Annotated in this window: 18 protein-coding genes; 4 read left to right on the top strand and 14 right to left on the bottom strand. The window is 53.4% G+C overall.

Annotation, left to right across the window (positions count from 1 at the left end; all coding sequences use genetic code 11):
- Positions 1-4: 4 nt before the first annotated feature.
- From folP to rlmE, 3 genes are all read right to left on the bottom strand, one after another.
- Positions 5-784 (bottom strand): dihydropteroate synthase, encoded by a 780-nt coding sequence (gene folP / locus AC3DKE_RS06215; RefSeq protein WP_411729699.1) that lies wholly within the window; start codon positions 782-784, stop codon positions 5-7.
- 72 nt (positions 785-856) lie between these two features.
- Positions 857-2,791 carry an ATP-dependent zinc metalloprotease FtsH gene (ftsH, locus tag AC3DKE_RS06210; RefSeq protein ID WP_340675675.1) on the bottom strand — a complete coding sequence of 645 codons (1,935 nt, stop codon included), beginning with the start codon at positions 2,789-2,791 and terminating at the stop codon, positions 857-859.
- 68 nt (positions 2,792-2,859) lie between these two features.
- Entirely contained in the window at positions 2,860-3,507 is a 648-nt protein-coding gene (rlmE, locus tag AC3DKE_RS06205) for a 23S rRNA (uridine(2552)-2'-O)-methyltransferase RlmE (RefSeq protein ID WP_340675676.1), read from the bottom strand.
- Between the two features lie 136 nt (positions 3,508-3,643).
- On the opposite strand from rlmE, the gene yhbY reads away from it, so the two are divergent.
- Complete coding sequence (gene yhbY / locus AC3DKE_RS06200) at positions 3,644-3,958, top strand: ribosome assembly RNA-binding protein YhbY (RefSeq protein WP_340676133.1); 315 nt, start codon at positions 3,644-3,646, stop codon at positions 3,956-3,958.
- A 37-nt stretch (positions 3,959-3,995) separates the two neighbouring features.
- Here yhbY and AC3DKE_RS06195 read toward each other — a convergent pair whose 3' ends face one another.
- From AC3DKE_RS06195 to grpE, 8 genes are all read right to left on the bottom strand, one after another.
- Positions 3,996-4,709 (bottom strand): type 1 glutamine amidotransferase, encoded by a 714-nt coding sequence (locus tag AC3DKE_RS06195; protein ID WP_487990240.1) that lies wholly within the window; start codon positions 4,707-4,709, stop codon positions 3,996-3,998.
- A 13-nt stretch (positions 4,710-4,722) separates the two neighbouring features.
- Positions 4,723-5,199, bottom strand: a complete 477-nt coding sequence (gene greA / locus AC3DKE_RS06190; protein WP_379071970.1) for a transcription elongation factor GreA — start codon at positions 5,197-5,199, stop codon at positions 4,723-4,725.
- Between the two features lies 1 nt (position 5,200).
- Positions 5,201-8,416 carry a carbamoyl-phosphate synthase large subunit gene (carB, locus tag AC3DKE_RS06185; RefSeq protein ID WP_340675679.1) on the bottom strand — a complete coding sequence of 1,072 codons (3,216 nt, stop codon included), beginning with the start codon at positions 8,414-8,416 and terminating at the stop codon, positions 5,201-5,203.
- Between the two features lie 3 nt (positions 8,417-8,419).
- The gene (gene carA / locus AC3DKE_RS06180; protein ID WP_340675680.1) at positions 8,420-9,562 is read right to left on the bottom strand and encodes a glutamine-hydrolyzing carbamoyl-phosphate synthase small subunit; all 1,143 of its coding nucleotides are present in this window, start codon (positions 9,560-9,562) and stop codon (positions 8,420-8,422) included.
- 204 nt (positions 9,563-9,766) lie between these two features.
- Entirely contained in the window at positions 9,767-10,576 is an 810-nt protein-coding gene (gene dapB, locus AC3DKE_RS06175; RefSeq protein WP_340675681.1) for a 4-hydroxy-tetrahydrodipicolinate reductase, read from the bottom strand.
- Entirely contained in the window at positions 10,573-11,706 is a 1,134-nt protein-coding gene (gene dnaJ / locus AC3DKE_RS06170; RefSeq protein ID WP_340675682.1) for a molecular chaperone DnaJ, read from the bottom strand. The genes dapB and dnaJ overlap by 4 nt, the downstream gene beginning before the upstream one ends.
- Positions 11,707-11,794: 88 nt before the next feature.
- Positions 11,795-13,723 carry a molecular chaperone DnaK gene (gene dnaK, locus AC3DKE_RS06165; protein ID WP_340675683.1) on the bottom strand — a complete coding sequence of 643 codons (1,929 nt, stop codon included), beginning with the start codon at positions 13,721-13,723 and terminating at the stop codon, positions 11,795-11,797.
- 138 nt (positions 13,724-13,861) lie between these two features.
- Positions 13,862-14,422, bottom strand: a complete 561-nt coding sequence (grpE, locus tag AC3DKE_RS06160) for a nucleotide exchange factor GrpE (protein WP_379071962.1) — start codon at positions 14,420-14,422, stop codon at positions 13,862-13,864.
- Positions 14,423-14,574: 152 nt separating this feature from the next.
- On the opposite strand from grpE, the gene recN reads away from it, so the two are divergent.
- Positions 14,575-16,230 (top strand): DNA repair protein RecN, encoded by a 1,656-nt coding sequence (gene recN, locus AC3DKE_RS06155; RefSeq protein WP_340675685.1) that lies wholly within the window; start codon positions 14,575-14,577, stop codon positions 16,228-16,230.
- Positions 16,231-16,246: 16 nt separating this feature from the next.
- Here recN and fur read toward each other — a convergent pair whose 3' ends face one another.
- Positions 16,247-16,669, bottom strand: coding sequence for a ferric iron uptake transcriptional regulator (gene fur / locus AC3DKE_RS06150; RefSeq protein ID WP_487990239.1), 423 nt, complete (start codon positions 16,667-16,669; stop codon positions 16,247-16,249).
- Positions 16,670-16,774: 105 nt separating this feature from the next.
- Between fur and AC3DKE_RS06145 the strand changes: the two genes are divergently transcribed.
- On the top strand, positions 16,775-17,209 hold the full coding sequence (locus AC3DKE_RS06145; protein WP_340675687.1) for an outer membrane protein assembly factor BamE: 435 nt from the start codon (positions 16,775-16,777) through the stop codon (positions 17,207-17,209).
- Positions 17,210-17,282: 73 nt separating this feature from the next.
- On the opposite strand, the gene AC3DKE_RS06140 is transcribed toward AC3DKE_RS06145, so the two are convergent.
- Together AC3DKE_RS06140 and AC3DKE_RS06135 are read right to left on the bottom strand one after the other, a co-directional pair.
- The gene (locus tag AC3DKE_RS06140; RefSeq protein ID WP_340675688.1) at positions 17,283-17,573 is read right to left on the bottom strand and encodes an RnfH family protein; all 291 of its coding nucleotides are present in this window, start codon (positions 17,571-17,573) and stop codon (positions 17,283-17,285) included.
- Positions 17,573-18,700 carry a hypothetical protein gene (locus tag AC3DKE_RS06135; protein ID WP_379071950.1) on the bottom strand — a complete coding sequence of 376 codons (1,128 nt, stop codon included), beginning with the start codon at positions 18,698-18,700 and terminating at the stop codon, positions 17,573-17,575. The genes AC3DKE_RS06140 and AC3DKE_RS06135 overlap by 1 nt, the downstream gene beginning before the upstream one ends.
- 108 nt (positions 18,701-18,808) lie before the next feature.
- Between AC3DKE_RS06135 and AC3DKE_RS06130 the strand changes: the two genes are divergently transcribed.
- Positions 18,809-18,972 (top strand): SsrA-binding protein (locus AC3DKE_RS06130; RefSeq protein ID WP_487990245.1); only part of this gene is annotated, 164 nt, incomplete at its 3' end.

Raw genomic sequence — 18,972 nt, 5'->3', positions numbered from 1 at the left:
CTTGTCATTCCTGTGATTGTGCTTGCCAGAGCGCTAAGGCATCGGCTGTTTCACGAACATCATGTGTACGAATAATACGGGCGCCACGCTCAACCGCCAATACAGCTGCGGCTAAACCAGCTGCGGCGCGCGCATCGACTGCTGCGCCACCAAGAACCTGGCCAAGCATAGATTTGCGAGACATGCCCACAAGCAATGGCCCACCCAGCGCATGCAAGCGCTCGAAATGCCTTAGCAGACTGAGGTTGTGACTTAATGTTTTGCCGAAGCCAAAGCCGGGATCGTATAGCAAGCGCTCAGCGGCTATACCGGCATTTATGCATGCCTCTGCACGTTCCCGCAAAAACGCCATGACCTCATCACAAACACTGTCGTAATGCGGTCTTAGCTGCATGGTGTCGGGCTCGCCCTGCATATGCATAAGACAGATAGGTAGTGACGTTGCTGCAGCTGCCGCCAGTGCGCCAGGTCGCTGCAATGCGCGCACGTCATTGATCAGGCCTGCGCCTGCAGATGCACCTGCGGTGATTAATGCCGGCGTAGAGGTATCGAGAGAGATAATGACATCGAAGCGCTGATGGATGGCCTCAACTACTGGCATCACCCGATCTAACTCTTCATTGCTGGAGACTGGGGCAGCGCCAGGGCGTGTACTTTCACCACCGACATCAATAATGCCGGCACCGTCTTGGCACATTTTCTCAGCTAGACGTAAAGCGGCATCGATAGCGACGTAACGACCACCATCTGAAAATGAATCGGGGGTGACATTGAGCACCCCCATGACCACAGGCCGAGACAGATCAAGGTCACGGCCGCCGCAGTGTAGTTGCGTCACTGCGCTACGCTCGTTAAATCAGACGGCATCCGGAGCAGGTGTAGCGCTGTCGGCAACGTCATCTTTAGCTTCAGTTGGCGCTGTGGCATTGCCGCCACCAGTCGAGCCATCATCTGTCCAACCTTTTGGTGGACGCACTTCGCGACGCGCCATCAAGTCATCGATTTGCGGCGCATCGATGGTTTCGTACTTCATCAGAGCCTCAGACATGGAGTCGAGAATGTCGCGATTTTCAACGAGCATTTCGCGTGCTCTGGCATAGCAGCGATCAATCACCGAGCGCACTTCAATATCAATGTCGATGGCTGTTTGGCTGGAAACACTTTTGTGCTGAGTAACCGAGCGACCCAAAAACACCTCGCCCTCATCTTCCTCATAGAGCAATGGGCCGAGCTTCTCCGACAAGCCCCATTTTGTGACCATATTGCGAGCAAGCTCGGTTGCGCGCTGAATATCGTTGCTCGCGCCAGTGGTCACACCTTCAAAGCCTAGCGTCAACTCTTCGGCAATACGCCCGCCAAACAAGGAGCAGATATTGCCTTCAATGCCACGCTTAGACATCGAGTAGCGGTCTTCTTCCGGCAAGAACATGGTCACGCCGAGTGCGCGGCCACGAGGAATAATTGAGACTTTATAAACCGGGTCATGCTCAGGAACGAGGCGCCCGACAATGGCATGCCCCGCTTCGTGAAACGCCGTGTTCAGTTTTTCTTTCTCTGACATCACCATGGATTTGCGCTCAGCGCCCATCATGATTTTATCTTTGGCTTTCTCAAACTCATTCATGCTGACTTGCTTGAGGTTGCTACGAGCGGCGAATAACGCCGCCTCGTTAACTAAGTTTGCCAAGTCGGCGCCAGAGAAGCCCGGCGTGCTGCGCGCCAATGTGTTGGGCACGACATCATTGCCCATCGGGATTTTGCGCATGTGCACAACCAAAATTTGCTCACGACCACGTACATCCGGCAAACCAACAACCACTTGACGGTCAAAACGACCGGGGCGCAGCAAGGCTGTATCGAGCACATCGGGGCGGTTAGTAGCGGCGATGACGATGACACCTTCATTGCCCTCAAAACCATCCATTTCAACCAATAACTGGTTCAAGGTTTGTTCGCGCTCATCGTGACCACCGCCCATGCCGGCGCCGCGATGGCGGCCGACCGCATCGATTTCATCGATGAAAATAATGCATGGCGCCTGCTTTTTAGCCTGCTCAAACATATCGCGCACGCGGCTAGCGCCAACGCCGACAAACATCTCGACAAAATCTGAACCTGAGATGCTGAAAAATGGCACTTTCGCTTCGCCAGCAATAGCTTTCGCTAACAGCGTTTTACCGGTGCCCGGCTGACCTACCATGAGAATGCCGCGAGGAATACGGCCACCGAGGTTTTGGAATTTGCCCGGATCGCGTAAGAACTCAACTACTTCGCTGACTTCTTCTTTGGCTTCGTCACAGCCGGCAACATCGGCAAAAGTGACTTTGATTTGATCTTCGGTGAGCTGACGTGCGCGTGACTTACCAAAGCTCATTGGGTTACCGCGACCGCCGCCGCCACCCATGCCGCCACTCATTTTCCGAGATAGAAAAATAAATAAAGCGACCATCAGCAAGATCGGGAATGCAGCAACTAATAGTTGCGACAACATGCCCTGCTGTTCAGGAGCGGCGCCTTCTACGGTCACTTTTTGACGTAGTAGCTGATTAATCAGATCTTTGTCTTCAGCGGGAGGGCGCACAGTTTCAAATTTGGCACCACCCGAACGCTGCCCAGTGATCAGGTCAGGCTGGATGCGCACGCTTTTAATCTCGCCTGCATCAACTGCAGCGACAAAGTCACTGTAATTCATCGCGGCGCTAGGCGCTTTTTGATTGAAGCTACCGAAAACGTAGGCTAGTGCCCCTGCAACCAGTAACCACACCACGATGTTTTTGCCGAAATCATTCACGCGACAACCTCCAGGTCAGCCGACCTTGTTGTGGCAGCTTAAAGCTGCCGAGAGCGATGGACATTCCATCACTTAGGCTCGCGGAGTCCGCTCGCCACTAAATATACTTCTCGCGAACGCGCTCGCGAGGCGTCTGGCTTACGCGCTTTCAACACCGCAAAGTGTTGCAAGATCGCTCGCCGATATTCTTCGTAACCTTCGCCATGAAAGGCCTTTACAACAAAAGTGCCTTTCGGGCGCAGAACTTGTACTGCCATATCTAATGCCAATTCGCATAAGTACATGGCTCGCGGCAAGTCCACCGAAGTGTTACCAGACATATTGGGGGCCATATCACAAATTACAAGGTCCATAAGCTCGCCATTAAGCTCAGCCATGATGGCATCGTTAACTTCTTGCTCACGAAAATCGCCCTGAACAAAGGTTACATCTGGCAAAGCATCCATCGGCAAAATGTCAGTAGCAACTACTTTACCGCGACCATCCATCAGCCGACCCGCAACCTGACACCAGCTTCCTGGCGCCGAACCCAAGTCTAAAATATTCATGCCCGGGCGAATTAGCTTATCTTTTTCCTGCAGCTCAAGAAGCTTATAGCTTGCGCGCGAACGGTAGCCATCCTGCCAAGCTTTTTGCACATAATGGTCGTCGAGATGCTCTTGCATCCAGATTTTGCTACGGCCAGAGAGCTTACGATTTGTGATTTTTGTGGCCATAACACCGACAACACTACAGACAATGCGAGAAAAACAGGAACTAGCGCCGACAACCCGCTAGAATAGGCACTCTTTTTACCAGAATTCGGCGAGTTTTGCCCTGCTAAATGCAGGCAACCGCCCTAGAGCTGAGGTTATCGTGAGCTTGTCCACCGCTGAGAAAAAACGTTTGCGCCAAATTGGCCATCACCTAAACCCGCTAGTACAACTTGGCGGCAATGGTTTAACTGAGGCGGTGCTTGCAGAGATTGATGCTCGCCTGGAAGACCATGAGCTGATTAAAGTTCGCGTTGGCGGTGAAGACCGCGCAGCACGTACCGAAGTCATTACCGAGATCGCTAGCGCTACGCAGTCGCAGATTGCTCAAAGCATTGGCAAGCTGGTTTTGCTTTATCGCCCATCGAAGCGTCCAGACCCAAAACTTTCGAACTTGCTACGCGCGTTAACCTAAGAGCCCATAAGCTCGCATTTAAACTTTAAGTGCGAGCTTATTTGCCGCTAGTACGCGTGGTAGTTAGCCATGAGAGCAACTTGGTTAACGTCTTATGCATTTCTTCATATGTCGTCTTAGGCCACTGCAGAAGTGTCTCCGTTGACTGTACGGCAGGACCGGCAGCAAGTTCAGCGCCACAATGAGCAACTAAGTCTTCGAGCCCATCTGGCTTTATTTCCAAATGGCACTGCAGAGCCAACGCGCGATCGCCAAGCAACGCAGCTTGTACGCCGCACGCCTTGCTGCTTGCCAACAGCTCAGCACCTTCAGGTAGCGAAAAGCATTCGCCATGCCAATGCAGCACGCATAATTCATCGAGCACATTGGGTATTGATGATGTCGACGCATGCCCAGACAGACCAAACCAGCCAATCTCGCGCACAGGGTTAGGGTTAACCTCACCGCCCAAGCACAAGCTCATTTGCTGAGCGCCTAAGCAGATGCCCAATGTCGGCACACCACGCGTGATGGCTTCGCGCAAAAAAGCACGCTCGTCGGCAAGCCATGGATACTGTTCGTTGTCATGCACACTCATTGGCCCGCCGAGACAGACCAACAAGTCTATGCCGTCCAGTGCTGGCAGCTCAGGATTGCCGTCATACCAAGCGGTTGTGCTGACTTCGGCGCCGTGCGCAGAAAGCCAATCAGCAATATAGCCGGGCCCCTCAAAAACTACATGCTGCAGAATATGTGCGCGTTTAACAGCCATGGAGTGTTACTCGTTATTCGTAGCGAACTGCCATGACTTCAAACTCGACGGTGCCGCCGGGCGTCTCGATGAGCGCTTCATCGCCTTCAGTCTTACCAATCAAGCCACGCGCAATGGGTGAATTGACTGAAATTTTACCGATTTTAAAATCGGCTTCGTCATCGCCAACAATGTGATAAGTCTTGGTTTCGCCGGTATCGATGTTTTCGATATCGACTGTCGCACCAAAAATCACCTTGCCAGTTTTCGGCATCTGCAAAATATCGATAATTTGCGCATTTGACAGCTTACCCTCGATATCTTGCAGGCGACCTTCAATGAAACCCTGCTGCTCGCGCGCAGCGTGATACTCAGCGTTCTCTTTCAAGTCGCCGTGGGCGCGTGCCTCAGCGATCGCCGCAATAACCGCAGGGCGATCGATGAATTTCAGCTTATTGAGCTCAGCCTTTAGCGCGTCTGCGCCTTGAACCGTCATCGGATAACGTTGCATATCAAAGTCCCTCGTGGAGATCCTGCAAGCGACGCACCGTCAATGCATCTTTGGAGCGCAGTGACTGGCTAACCGCTTCGGCGCCGCTGAGCGTGGTCGTGTAGTAGACCTTACCCTGCAATGCGCTACGGCGAATGGAGAATGAGTCTTCCTGCGCCTGCTTGCCTTCCGTGGTGTTAATGATGAAGTTGATTTCGCCATTCTTCAACATGTCGACGATGTGTGGGCGACCTTCGGTCACTTTATTCACACGCTCACAAGCAATGCCTGCCGCAGCAAGTATTGCTTGTGTTCCGCTGGTGGCAACGAGCGAGAAGCCCAGCTCAGCCAATTCGCCAGCGACGCGCGAGACATGCGGCTTGTCAGATTCACGTACTGATAAAAATACACGGCCACCGGTCGGCAGGCGCTCATTCGAGCCCAATACCGCTTTGTGGAAAGCTTCGGCGAAGGTTGCGCCGGAGCCCATAACCTCACCGGTGGATTTCATTTCTGGGCCAAGAATAGGATCGACGCCAGGGAACTTCGCGAACGGGAACACCGCTTCTTTCACGCTGTAATAGTTCGGAATGATTTCCTTGGTAAAGCCTTGATCCTGCAAGGACATACCGGCCATGCAACGCGCGGCTACTTTGGCTAGCGAAACACCGATGCATTTCGACACAAAAGGCACGGTGCGCGATGCACGTGGGTTAACCTCCAGCACATAGACATCGCTGCCTTTGACGGCAAACTGCACGTTCATCAGGCCAATAACACCCAGCTCGCGTGCCATAGCGACGGTTTGCTCACGCATCACATCTTGTAGCTCAGCCGATAAGTTATATGGCGGCAATGAACAGGCCGAGTCACCGGAGTGAATACCGGCTTGTTCGATGTGCTGCATGATGCCGCCGATCACCACGGTGGTGCCGTCGCTGACGCAGTCAACATCGATCTCAATGGCATCATCTAAGAAGCGATCGAGCAGCACCGGCGATTCATTTGAGGCGCTAACAGCTTCGCGCAGATAACGCGCCAGCTCAGCATCGTTAAAAACGATTTCCATGGCGCGGCCACCAAGCACATAGCTCGGGCGCACAACCAAGGGATAGCCAACTTCCGAAGCTAGCAACAAGCCCTCTTCTGTCGAGCGCGCTAGACGGTTTGGTGGCTGCAAAAGATTTAAACGCTCAACCATTTGCTGGAAGCGCTCACGGTCTTCAGCACGATCAATAGCATCTGGCGATGTGCCGATGATAGGTACGCCGGCAGCCTCGAGTGCGCGCGCTAATTTTAGTGGCGTTTGGCCACCGTATTGCACGATCACACCTTTGGGCTTTTCTAGCGCAGCAATCTCAAGCACATCTTCTAGCGTGACCGGCTCGAAATACAGGCGATCGGAAGTATCGTAGTCGGTAGAAACTGTTTCTGGGTTGCAGTTGATCATGATGGTTTCATAACCATCTTCGCGCATCGCCAATGCCGCGTGGACGCAGCAATAATCGAACTCAATGCCCTGGCCGATACGGTTTGGACCACCGCCCAGCACCATAATTTTGTTGCGATTGCTTGGCTCAGCTTCGCAAGTCTCTTCGTAGGTCGAGTACATATAGGCGGTGCTAGTCGCAAACTCGGCAGCACAGGTATCGACGCGCTTATAAACCGGGCGAATGCCTTGGCTCCAGCGGCGCTTACGCAGCTCTTGCTCTGACACACCGATAAGCGTGGCTAAGCGGCTGTCGGCAAAGCCTTTGCGCTTGAGTTTCCACATGGCATCGCGGTCAAGATTGGCAAAGCCGAGCTGAGTCACACCGGCTTCAGTTTTAATCAGATCTTCGATCTGCACTAAGAACCAAGGATCGACACCGGTTAAGCGGAATACTTCGTTAACGCTTAGCCCCATGCGGAAAGCATCACCGATATACCAAATACGCTCGGGGCCTGGGTTCGACAATTCATTGCGAAGCTTGGCTTCGGCATTTGGTGCGCTGGGATCGAGAATTGGCGTGAAGCCATCGACACCAACTTCAAGGCCGCGCAGAGCCTTCTGTAAAGACTCTTGGAAAGTACGGCCGATGGCCATGACTTCGCCAACCGACTTCATCTGCGTCGTTAAGCGTGGCTCTGCTTGGGCAAATTTCTCGAAGTTGAAACGAGGAATCTTAGTGACGATATAGTCGATTGAAGGCTCAAATGACGCCGGGGTTAAACCACCGGTGATGTCATTTTTCAACTCATCAAGGGTGTAACCAACTGCCAATTTGGCCGCGACTTTAGCAATCGGGAAGCCAGTGGCTTTTGACGCCAGCGCCGATGAACGCGACACACGCGGGTTCATCTCGATAACGACCATGCGGCCATCATCTGGACTGATACCAAACTGTACGTTGGAGCCGCCGGTTTCAACACCGATTTCACGCAGCACGGCGCAAGAAGCGTCGCGCATGATTTGATATTCTTTATCGGTCAGCGTTTGCGCAGGTGCTACCGTGATCGAATCGCCGGTGTGCACGCCCATGGCGTCGAAGTTTTCGATGGCGCAGACGATGATGCAGTTGTCGTTGCGATCGCGCACGACTTCCATCTCATATTCTTTCCAACCAATTAATGACTCATCGATGAGCAATTCATTGGTTGGCGATAAGTCTAGGCCGCGCTCGCAAATCTCGATGAATTCTTCACGGTTGTAGGCAATACCACCGCCGGAGCCGCCCATGGTGAACGACGGGCGAATAATCGATGGAAAGCCAGTGGTTTCGAGCACAGCAAAGGCTTCGTCCATATTGGTGGCGATGCCAGCGCGTGGGCATTCGAGGCCAATACGGCGCATAGCCTGGTCAAACAGCTTGCGGTCTTCCGCCATGCGGATAGCTTCTTTCGAAGCGCCAATCAGCTCAACATTGAATTTCGCCAACACGCCTTTCGCATCTAACTCGAGCGCGCAGTTCAGCGCGGTCTGGCCGCCCATGGTCGGCAGCAGCGCATCGGGGCGCTCTTTCTCGATAATTTGCGCAACGGTTTGCCACGTGATCGGCTCGATATAAGTCGAGTCGGCCATCGACGGGTCGGTCATGATGGTGGCTGGGTTCGAGTTCACCAGAATGACGCGATAACCCTCTTCACGCAGCGCCTTACACGCTTGCGCGCCGGAGTAATCGAACTCGCAGGCTTGACCAATGACAATCGGACCTGCGCCGATGATGAGAATGCTTTGGATATCAGTACGCTTTGGCATGTCTTACTTCCGAGCCTGCATCAATTCAAAAAAGTGGTCGAACAAGGGCTGCACATCTGTTGGCCCAGGGCTAGCTTCAGGGTGCCCCTGGAAACTAAACGCTGGCTTATCGGTATGGTGCAGGCCTTGCAACGAATCATCGAATAGTGACTTGTGAGTTGCACGCAATGTCGCGGGCAGTGTCGCTCCATCTACAGAGAAGCCGTGGTTCTGACTGGTAATCATGACGCGGCCGGTGTCTAAATTCTGCACTGGATGGTTGGCACCATGATGGCCAAATTTCATTTTCAGCGTTTTCGCACCTGAGGCGAGCGCTAACAGCTGATGCCCTAAGCAGATGCCGAAAATTGGTAAGTCTTTATCTAAAAAGGTCTTAATCGCCGCAATGGCGTAGTCGCAAGGCTCAGGATCGCCTGGACCATTGGAGAGAAAGACGCCATCGGGGTTCATTGCCAGTACATCAGCCGCCGAAGTTTGAGCCGGCACCACAATCAGCTCGCAACCACGATCAACCAGCAGGCGCAGAATGTTGTGCTTAACACCGAAGTCATAGGCCACGACTTTAAAGCGCGGCGCTTCAGTTGGCGTGACATAACCTTTCGCCAGATCCCAGCTACCTTCTGTCCAGCGATAAACTTCTTTTGTGCTGACGACTTTGGCTAAGTCCGCGCCCTTCAAGCTAGGCACTTTTTTCGCGCTAGCAATGGCCGCTTCAACCGCACCTTCTACTTCTGCAGCGGCGCCGGCGACAATAACGCCATTTTGCGTACCGCTTTCGCGCAAGATGCGCGTTAAGCGGCGCGTGTCGATTTCAGCAATAGCGACAACATTGTTGCGCACCAAATAGTCTGGCAGCGTCTCAGTCATTCGCCAGTTGCTAGCGATCATCGAGCTATCACGGATGATTAAGCCCGCAGCCCAAACCTGAGTTGATTCGTTGTCTTCGTTGTTTACGCCGGTGTTGCCAATGTGCGGATAGGTCAAGGTGACCATTTGCTGGCAATACGATGGGTCGGTCAGAATTTCCTGATAACCAGTCATGGCGGTATTAAAAACGACTTCGCCAGATGATTGACCATCTGCTCCGATTGATACGCCCTTGAAAACACTTCCGTCTTCTAGCGCGAGAATGGCAACTTTGCTCAAACCGACCTCCACACAGCGATTTTAGTTAAGCGCGCGTGCAAAAAAGCGAGAAGCGATGACAATCCTTCTCGTTCTATCCATATAGGGGTTGCACGCTGGCACGATTTGAAGCGGCATTCTACGCAGATGCATGCCCGCTGTCCAACCAAACACATCCTTAAACTGCGTAATTAGGGTGTGAATACAGTGGGCTGTTGCGGCAAGTTACGCTAAGCCAAGCACGTCTTGCATGGAATAAAGCGCCGGCACTTGCGCATCCTTATCTGAAGCAAGCCAGCGCGCAGAGCGCACAGCACCGGTGGCGAAATTGGCGCGATTGGTGGCAACGTGGCGAACTTCAACGCGCTCACCTTCGCCAAAGAAAAACACCGTGTGATCACCGACAGTGTCGCCGCCACGCAAAGTTTGAAAGCCAATTTGCTGGCGTTCGCGTGCGCCGGTGTGGCCATGGCGAGCATAGACCGCAACCTCATTAAGATCACGGCCCAATGCGCTAGCTACGGCCTCACCCATCATCAATGCTGTGCCCGAGGGCGCATCTACTTTGTGGCGGTGATGCGCTTCTAGCACGTCGATATCGACAGTGTCGCCAAAGGCTTTCGCCGCCAGCTCAAGCATCTTCAAGCTGACATTCACGCCTACTGAATAGTTGCCCGAATAGACCATAGCCTGTTGCGCACTTAATGCTTGCAGCTCAGCCTTTTGTTCAGCACTTAGCCCGGTAGTGCCAATAACCAAACCACGCCCCAGGCGCTGGCAAATGCCGGCATGAATCAGCGTTGCTGCTGGCGCAGTGAAGTCGATGGCGACATCGAAATCGGCCTTAGCAAGATCATCAGTAATGGCGATATTGAGTCGACCTACGCCGGCAAGCTCGCCGGCATCCTGACCAAGAAACTCAGAGCCCGAGCGCTCAATCGCAGCGCTCAGCTCTGCGCCATCAGCGGCCTGCACAGCAGCGATTAGGGCGCGACCCATACGGCCGGCAGCACCACAGATAGCAATACGTGTCATTTTGTCATCCCATCAAAAAAGTTACGCACCGCGCTAAAGAATGAGTCTTTATTAGGCGACTGCTTATTGCCATCGTCACTCATTGATTGCTTGAACTGACGCAGCAACTCTTTCTGCTCGCTACTTAAATGCACCGGCGTTTCCACGACTACGCGGCACAGCATGTCACCTTGCGCATGCGAGCGAATCGGCTTCACACCCTTGCCCTTGAGACGGAATAGCTTACCCGTTTGAGCACCTTCAGGGATGCGCAGCTTCACGCGGCCATCGAGCGTTGGCACTTCCAACTCACCACCGAGTGCGGCATCAGCAAAGTCGATTGGCACTTCGCAATAAAGATCGGCGCCATCACGCTTGAAAATACGATGCTCGCGCACCGATATTTGCACATAGAGATCGCCCGCTGGACCGCCTTGCGCACCGGCTTCGCCTTCGCCAGTCAGACGAATACGGTCGCCAGTATCAACACCGGCCGGGATTTTCACTTCCAATGTTTTTTGCTTGCGCACACGACCTTCACCGCGACAGCTGCCGCAAGGATCAGTAATCACTGTGCCACGACCATGACAGCTTGGGCAGGTCTGGCTCATGACAAAGAAGCCTTGTTGCACACGCACTTGGCCGCTGCCATTACAGCTGCGGCACTGACTGGCACTTGTACCTTTTTTCGCACCTGAGCCATCGCAAGGCTCACATTCAGTCATGGTTGGCACGCTAATTTTTACTTTCGCGCCGCGCACAGCTTCTTCCAAATCCAGCTCTAAGGTATAGCCCAAGTCTGAGCCGCGATTGCTGCGCTGCTGACCGCCACGCCCGCCACCACCAAAAATATCGCCAAAGACATCGCCAAAGATGTCACCAAAACCAGCTCCGCCTGCACCACCGCCACCGCCACCCATATTCGGGTCGATGCCGGCATGACCATAACGATCGTAGGCCGCACGCTTGTCAGCATCGGAGAGCACTTCATAGGCCTCGTTGGCCTCTTTGAACTTATCTTCGGCCTCGACGCTATCAGGGTTACGGTCTGGGTGATGCTTCATTGCCAGTCGCCGATAGGCTTTTTTCAGCTCATCTGCCGGAGCATTTTTTTGTACACCCAATACTTCGTAAAAATCACGCTTGGCCATTTGTTAACCCTCAAGCTCTGCCGCTTTCATCTTATAAATGCAAACGCGGGGATATCCCCGCGTGTGCGTCACTACTCATCAATAGAGCTTATTTTTTCTCGTCTTTCACTTCTTCAAATTCGGCATCGACAGCGCCATCATCACGCTTTGGCTCGGCTGCTGGCTCATCGCTAGCACCGCCCGCAGCGCCTTCAGCACCGGCTTGATCAGCATACATTTTCTGCATGATCGGCATCGAAGCATTGCTCAACGCTTCTACCGCAGTATCGATCTGCTCTTTGTCGTTGGCCTTAATCGCGGCTTCGACTTTCTCGATTTCAGCATCGACAGTAGCTTTCTCTTCAGCCGTTACTTTATCACCCAGATCAGTCAGCGCTTTTTTCGTTGAGTGCACTAACTGGTCAGCTTGGTTGCGCGACTCAACAAGCTCAGTGAACTTTTTATCTTCCTCAGCGTTGGCCTCGGCGTCACGCACCATTTTCTCGATTTCCTCATCATTCAAACCGGAGTTGGCTTTAATGATGATGCTTTGCTCTTTACCGGTGGCTTTATCTTTAGCGCCGACATTCAAAATACCGTTGGCATCGATATCAAAAGTCACTTCAATTTGCGGCATGCCACGCGGTGCGGGTGGAATATCGCTCAAGTCGAAACGGCCCAGCGATTTGTTTTGCGAGGCTTGCTTACGCTCACCCTGCACAACATGGATAGTCACAGCTGCTTGGTTATCGTCGGCAGTCGAGAACACTTGCTGCTTTTTCGTTGGGATGGTGGTGTTTTTCTCGATCAACGCTGTCATCACGCCGCCCATGGTTTCAATACCAAGGCTAAGTGGCGTTACGTCGAGCAATAACACATCTTTAACATCACCAGACAACACGGCACCTTGGTAAGCCGCGCCAATGGCAACTGCCTCATCGGGGTTCACATCACGGCGTGGGTCTTGGCCGAAGAAGGCTTTGACGCGCTCCAACACCAAAGGCATACGTGTTTGGCCGCCGACTAAAATCACATCGCCGATTTCGCTAATTTTCAGGCCTGCATCAGCCAAAGCCACACGGCATGGCTCAATGGTGCGTGCCACTAAGTCTTCCACTAGCGCTTCTAATTTAGCGCGCGTGACCTTCACGTTTAAATGCTTAGGGCCAGTGGCATCGGCGGTGATGTAAGGCAAGTTCACATCGGTTTGCGTGCTCGATGACAACTCGATTTTTGCCTTTTCAGCACCTTCTTTCAGACGCTGCAAAGCCAATGGATCGTTGTGCAGATCGATGCCTGTCTCTTTCTTGAACTCATCAGACAAGTAATCGATCAAGCGCAAATCGAAATCTTCGCCACCCAAGAAGGTGTCGCCGTTGGTCGACAGCACTTCAAACTGATGCTCGCCGTCTACTTCGGCAATCTCAATGATTGAAACGTCGAATGTGCCGCCGCCCAAGTCATAAACAGCAATTTTACGATCGCCTTCTTTCTTGTCCATGCCGAACGCCAATGCCGCAGCAGTAGGTTCGTTGATGATGCGCTTAACTTCCAAGCCCGCAATACGGCCAGCGTCTTTGGTTGCTTGGCGCTGCGAATCGTTGAAGTAAGCAGGCACAGTAATAACCGCTTCAGTCACAGCTTCGCCGAGATAATCCTCAGCGGTTTTCTTCATTTTCTTCAGCACTTCGGCGGAGATTTGTGGCGGCGCCTTTTTGTCGCCTTTGACATCAATCCAGGCATCGCCGTTATCCGCAGCAACGATGCTGTAAGGCACCATTTTGATGTCTTTTTGCACAACGTCATCTTTAAACTTACGACCAATCAAACGCTTAACAGCGAACAGCGTGTTTTTTGGGTTCGTCACGGCTTGGCGTTTTGCGCCGGCGCCAACCAACACTTCGTTGTCTGTGTAAGCAACAATCGATGGCGTAGTGCGCGCGCCTTCCGAGTTCTCAATAACTTTAACTTTGTCGCCATCCAAAATAGCTACGCAGCTGTTGGTGGTGCCCAAATCGATACCAATAATTCTACCCATGATGCTCTCCTACTAGCCCGGCGGCGTCGCCTGAGCTGTGACAAAAATGATTGCGCTTACTCGCGCCCTGTTTACTGATATGAGGCTGCTGAAAACTTTTTCAAGCCCCAGAACCTATTCCCAGACAAAAAATATGTTTTAGCCAGCACTCGCGACAACAACCATGGCCGGCCGCAATAAACGCCCCGACAAGGTGTAGCCTTTTTGGAATACCGCAGTCACCGAGTTCGGTTCCGCTGTGGTCGATGGCTGAGTCGATACCGCCTGATGCAGCTCGGGATTGAACGGCTCGCCAAGTGGATCAACGGCCTCAACACCAAAGCGTTTCATGGTGTCGACAAAAAGCTTGTGCGTTAGCGTTACGCCTTCATGCAAGGCTTTTAGAGCTGACTCTTCCGATGGTGTAGCTTGCAGCGCACGCTCCAAATTATCGGCAACATCGAGCAGGCTGCCGGCAAACTTTTCTAAGGCAAACTTATGCGCAGCAGTGACATCGCGCTCTGATCGACGCTGAATGTTTTGCACTTCGGCCTGAGTGCGCAGCTGCAAGTCTTTCAGCTGGCCTTCCAGTTCGGCTATGCGCGCAGTTTGAAAATCTACGCTGTCGTCGGCAAATTCAGGGATATCCATAGCTTGCGGCTGAGCATCTACTGCCTGCTCTGGAATGTCGTCGTGCTCTGGGGGCGTTTGCTCGCTCATAAAAACTCCTACTTAGGCAACTTCGTGAATGCTTACTCTAGTGGTGTCACGTATTGTTTTTTTCAAGGGCTGCGTGAAAATTCACCATCGCCGCATCGCAAGTCGCGCATGGCTGGCCTATCATTAAGTCATCGACTCAAGAGTTTCTCGCCATGCTGAGCCTGCTTAAAATCAGCCAATTTGCCATCGTGGAAAACCTCGAGCTGGAATTCAACTCGGGCTTTAGTGTCATTACAGGTGAGACCGGCGCGGGCAAATCCATCCTTATGGATGCCCTGGGCCTGTGCTTGGGCGATCGCGCCGATGGCTCAGTGGTTCGCGCTGGCGCCGAGCGCGCCGATGTCAGCGCCTTATTTCAAGTCGGCTACCTGCCTGAAGCATCGGCTTGGCTGGCGGAGCGCGAACTCGACGAAGGCGACGAATGCACGCTACGTCGCACCTTCAGCCGCGATGGCCGTTCGCGCGCCTATATTAATGGCCGGCCCGCCAACCTCAGCGACTTGCGCGCCATTGGCGAATGCCTGATTGATATTCATAGCCAACACGAGCACCAAACGCTTTTACGCAAAGATAGTCATCGCAGCATGCTCGATAGCTTCGCCAAGCTACAGACCGAGTCGAAGGCGCTGGCAGGTCACTTTTCGCATTGGCAAAATAGTGCCGCGAAGCTGGCCAAGGCCGAGCGCGCTGGCGCCGAACAAGCGGCGAGACTTGAGATTGTTGAGCATTTACTAACTGAGCTGGCGCAACTTAATCTTGGCAAAGATGAGTATCCGCGCTTAGAGCAACGCCACGACACGCTCGCGCATATAGGCACCTTGCAGCTCGACGGCGAGCAGGCTTTAGCGTTAATTAGTGAGGGCGAGAACGATACCGCCAGCCGCTACTTACAGCGCGCCATTCGCAGCCTAGAGCCACACGCCCAGCGCGCTACGGCACTTGCGGAAGCCATCGATCTATTACGCAGTGCACAGATTCAGATTGAAGAGGCTAGCCCGTCGCTACGGCATTTCTTAGATGACCTAGAGGCCAGCCCAAATGAACTTGCTGAGCTCGAGCAGCGCCTCAGCCAATGTCATCAGCTAGCCCGAAAGCATCGCGCCAATCCTGAAGAACTACCGACTATTGCAGAGACACTCGCCACTGAGCGCGACGCCCTGCTGGAAGCAGCAGACTTGGCTCAGCTTGCCGAGCAGGCTCAGGCTGCTGAAGAGACGTATCGAAGTCATGCACAAGCCTTACGACTAGCGCGCAGCAAAGCCGCGACAAAATTTTGTGAAGATATTCAGCAATTTCTTGCCGGCCTTGGCATGAGTAACGCACGCCTTGAGCTCACCTTAACGCCGCTAGCCAAACCTGCCGCTTATGGCCTCGATGACATCGAGTTTCAATTTAGCGCCAACCCAGGTCAGCCACTGCGTGCATTGGCAAAGGTCGCATCAGGTGGCGAGCTTTCACGGCTTTCACTAGGCATACAAGTGGTGCACGCGCGCCATTCGCCCGTTCCCGTCATGGTCTTTGACGAAGTCGACGTTGGCATTGGTGGTGGCATTGCTGAAGTCGTCGGCCGACTTTTACGCGCACTCGGTGAGCATGCTCAAGTTTTCAGCATTACACACCAGCCACAAGTTGCCGCGCGCGGACACCATCATTTACGCGTAGAAAAGCGCGTTATCGACGGCACGACGCACAGCACTGTGGTGGCGTTAAACCAAGAAGAGCGCGTGGAGGAGATTGCGAGGATGTCTGGCGGCGTGACCATTACTGAGGAAACACGCGAGCACGCCAGAACCTTAATGGCCGACTAAGCAGCCATATCGGCGCTTAATCGGCCTTCTCTTCCTTAATACGGCGGACATAAAGCACGAGGCTATGATCAACCATCTCGTAGCCGCGAGCTTTCACCACCTCGCGTTGGCGACGCTCGATTTCTTGATCAAAAAACTCGATTACATCGCCAGTATCGACGCACACCATATGGTCGTGATGGTCGCCCTGACTCAGCTCAAAAACCGAATGGCCACCCTCGAAATTGTGACGCTCCACCATGCCTGCTGACTCAAACTGCGTCAGTACACGATAAACAGTGGCAAGCCCAACATCTTCCCCAGATGCCAATAACGCTTTGTAGACATCTTCAGCGCTCATGTGATGCACATCAGAGCTTTCTAGTAGCTCTAAAATCTTCACTCGCGGCATGGTTACTTTTAAGCCCGCTTTGCGAAGCTCATAACTAGTTCCTGACATGGTTCGTCTCTTAGCTATAGTTTGCCGTATGATAGCCCGAAGAGTCGCTGGGTGCGCCCATCGAATCATTAAGTTACCCATTAAGCTACAAGGATCACTCGGGTCATGCAAAAGAAGCTGCTGGCAATCGCACTCACCGCTGCCGTATTGAGCACCGCGGGCTGTAAAAATGTATTTAGCGCCTACCGCATCGATGTGGTGCAAGGGCAAGCAGTCACTAGCGAACAGGCTGATAAAGTCAAAAATGGCATGACGCCTGCGCAAGTTCGCTATGTGCTGGGCTCGCCTCTGATCACCGATACGCTTAACCCCACTCGCTGGGATTACGCATATCGCTTTATTCCTGGCACCTACGCTAAAGAAGCCGGCATTGATAAAGTCCCGCATCGCCGCCTAAGCGTATTCTTTAGCGATGGCGTGGTTGCGCGCATTGATCGCGAAGGTCAGCTACCAAGCTCAGCGCCTGCATTACCTGGCAGCAAGGATGGCGCTGTGCGCACCACGCAGTCAGGCCTAGAGTCTCAGCGCCCCGAAGAATAAATAACGTTGAAAACAAAAAAAGCGCCTTCTGTTGGCGCTTTTTTTGCTTCGTATTGGCGACTTCAATAAGTTCTTAGCGCGTGAGTTTTGCTTTTTCAGCGCGGGCTTTTCGTGCCGCTTTCGGGTCGATGATCAACGGTCGATAAATCTCCACGCGATCACCTTCCTGCAAAATATGCGTGCTCGGCTCAGCCACCACCTTGCTCCACACACCCACAACAGGCAGCTCGGCACTTTGCAGCGCCGGACAGGCAGCTCGCACTTCGTCGTCATTTAGTGCCTGCGCCAGTGTGCTGCCCTCAGGCACATCGCGCTGCCACAGCCACTGCCGCTCAACTTCGGCATAAGCAATTTCGATACGCATTAGATCAGCCCAACTAATGAGCCCACGCCGGCCAACAGTGTAATGGGCGCCACCCAGCGAATCGCTATTCGCCAGACATTGTAGGCCGCCTCACTAGGCAGGTTTAAGGCTTTGCGAGCATGGCTCATTTTCATTATCCAGCCAGCGTATATCGCCAGCACCAGCGCATTCACGGTCATCCACAACAACAGCACCAAGCTCAGCTGCTGCAGGCGAATTAGCCCTGCGGTGTACCATAAGATTTCAGCCAAACCAATGACGACGACTAGCACCACAAATAGTGCAGGCCACATCGCTAAACCGCGGGCACTTAATACCGCCAACCATGGCCGCGCCAAAGCGAGCAGCATCAACAAGCATGCGACAGCGGCAAGTAGCACTGCTGCTAAGCCGGGCAACATCAGGGAAATCAGCATGGCCATCGAGAAGACTACGCTAGCGCCCTGCAATAGCGGCTGCGGCGTTACATGCTGTTGCCATGGCCAACGCACCATCAGGCCAGCGCCACCAAGCAGCGCGCCGATGAGTAGCGCCGCAGACCAGCCGATACCGCCTGGCAGCGCCAAGCTAGAATCTAGCGGCCACACCTGCTCATGACTCAGGCTATAAGCGCTAACGCCGGCTAACAGCAACATGGGCAGTAGCCAATGCGTGAGATTAGCGCGGCCGACATAGCGCAATAGGCCAAGAAATACGGCAAAGGTTGTTAGCGCCGGCACCAACATTGCTGAAGACAGCCAGCCCGACTGGTCATGCATCAGGCTTTGCACGGCGACAGTAGTAAATACTCCTGCCCATGTAGCCGTTAGCACCATGGCTAACAAGCCCGCAAACAAGCCGCTATAGGCAATAAATCGCCAGCCGCGAGCGGCATCGCTTTCGCGGGTTAGGTGCTGCATGCCGTCGACCAATGAACGCTTGCTGCGCACTGCCAATGCGCGCTCGGCCAGGGCTAATGGCCATGCCGCGAACACTGCCGACAGCGCCATATAGGGCAATTCGCCCCAAAGCACGCCGGCGCCGACAAGACCTGCCCATGCGAGTACGGCCATTGCCACGATAATGCTGCTGACAGCAGACTCGCTGGCGACAATCGAAGTTGAGTGGGGAGTGGTCACCGAGGTCATGAATTACTCTCTTTTTTAATCACTAAAAGGCGGCTCTAGCCGAAAAGACTATTTTCAGGATAGCCGCGCTGATACACAAGGCCACCATTGTGCCTATAATTGCCGCCTATGAGCCAAACTAAATCGTCCACCATCGCCCTCAACCGCCGCGCCCGCCACGAATTCTTCGTTGAAGAACGCTTCGAGGCAGGCTTAGTGCTTTTGGGATGGGAAGTAAAATCGCTGCGCGCAGGTAAATGTAACCTGACAGATGCCTATGTCTTGCTGAAAAA

Source organism: Paraperlucidibaca sp. (assembly GCF_982810325.1).
The sequence above is the reverse complement of the archived record's forward strand: the minus strand, read 5'-3'. Positions and strand labels throughout refer to the sequence as shown.

Bases quoted from the DNA above. Each gene is read 5' to 3' on its own strand.
- greA (WP_379071970.1), bottom strand. From the start codon at position 5,199: ATGCAACGTTATCCGATGACGGTTCAAGGCGCAGACGCGCTAAAGGCT.
- fur (WP_487990239.1), bottom strand. From the start codon at position 16,669: ATGTCAGGAACTAGTTATGAGCTTCGCAAAGCGGGCTTAAAAGTAACC.
- dnaJ (WP_340675682.1), bottom strand. From the start codon at position 11,706: ATGGCCAAGCGTGATTTTTACGAAGTATTGGGTGTACAAAAAAATGCT.
- carB (WP_340675679.1), bottom strand. From the start codon at position 8,416: ATGCCAAAGCGTACTGATATCCAAAGCATTCTCATCATCGGCGCAGGT.
- dnaK (WP_340675683.1), bottom strand. From the start codon at position 13,723: ATGGGTAGAATTATTGGTATCGATTTGGGCACCACCAACAGCTGCGTA.
- grpE (WP_379071962.1), bottom strand. From the start codon at position 14,422: ATGAGCGAGCAAACGCCCCCAGAGCACGACGACATTCCAGAGCAGGCA.
- AC3DKE_RS06140 (WP_340675688.1), bottom strand. From the start codon at position 17,573: ATGCGTATCGAAATTGCTTATGCCGAAGTTGAGCGGCAGTGGCTGTGG.
- dapB (WP_340675681.1), bottom strand. From the start codon at position 10,576: ATGACACGTATTGCTATCTGTGGTGCTGCCGGCCGTATGGGTCGCGCC.
- recN (WP_340675685.1), top strand. From the start codon at position 14,575: ATGCTGAGCCTGCTTAAAATCAGCCAATTTGCCATCGTGGAAAACCTC.
- AC3DKE_RS06135 (WP_379071950.1), bottom strand. From the start codon at position 18,700: ATGACCTCGGTGACCACTCCCCACTCAACTTCGATTGTCGCCAGCGAG.
- rlmE (WP_340675676.1), bottom strand. From the start codon at position 3,507: ATGGCCACAAAAATCACAAATCGTAAGCTCTCTGGCCGTAGCAAAATC.
- folP (WP_411729699.1), bottom strand. From the start codon at position 784: ATGGGGGTGCTCAATGTCACCCCCGATTCATTTTCAGATGGTGGTCGT.
- AC3DKE_RS06145 (WP_340675687.1), top strand. From the start codon at position 16,775: ATGCAAAAGAAGCTGCTGGCAATCGCACTCACCGCTGCCGTATTGAGC.
- AC3DKE_RS06195 (WP_487990240.1), bottom strand. From the start codon at position 4,709: ATGGCTGTTAAACGCGCACATATTCTGCAGCATGTAGTTTTTGAGGGG.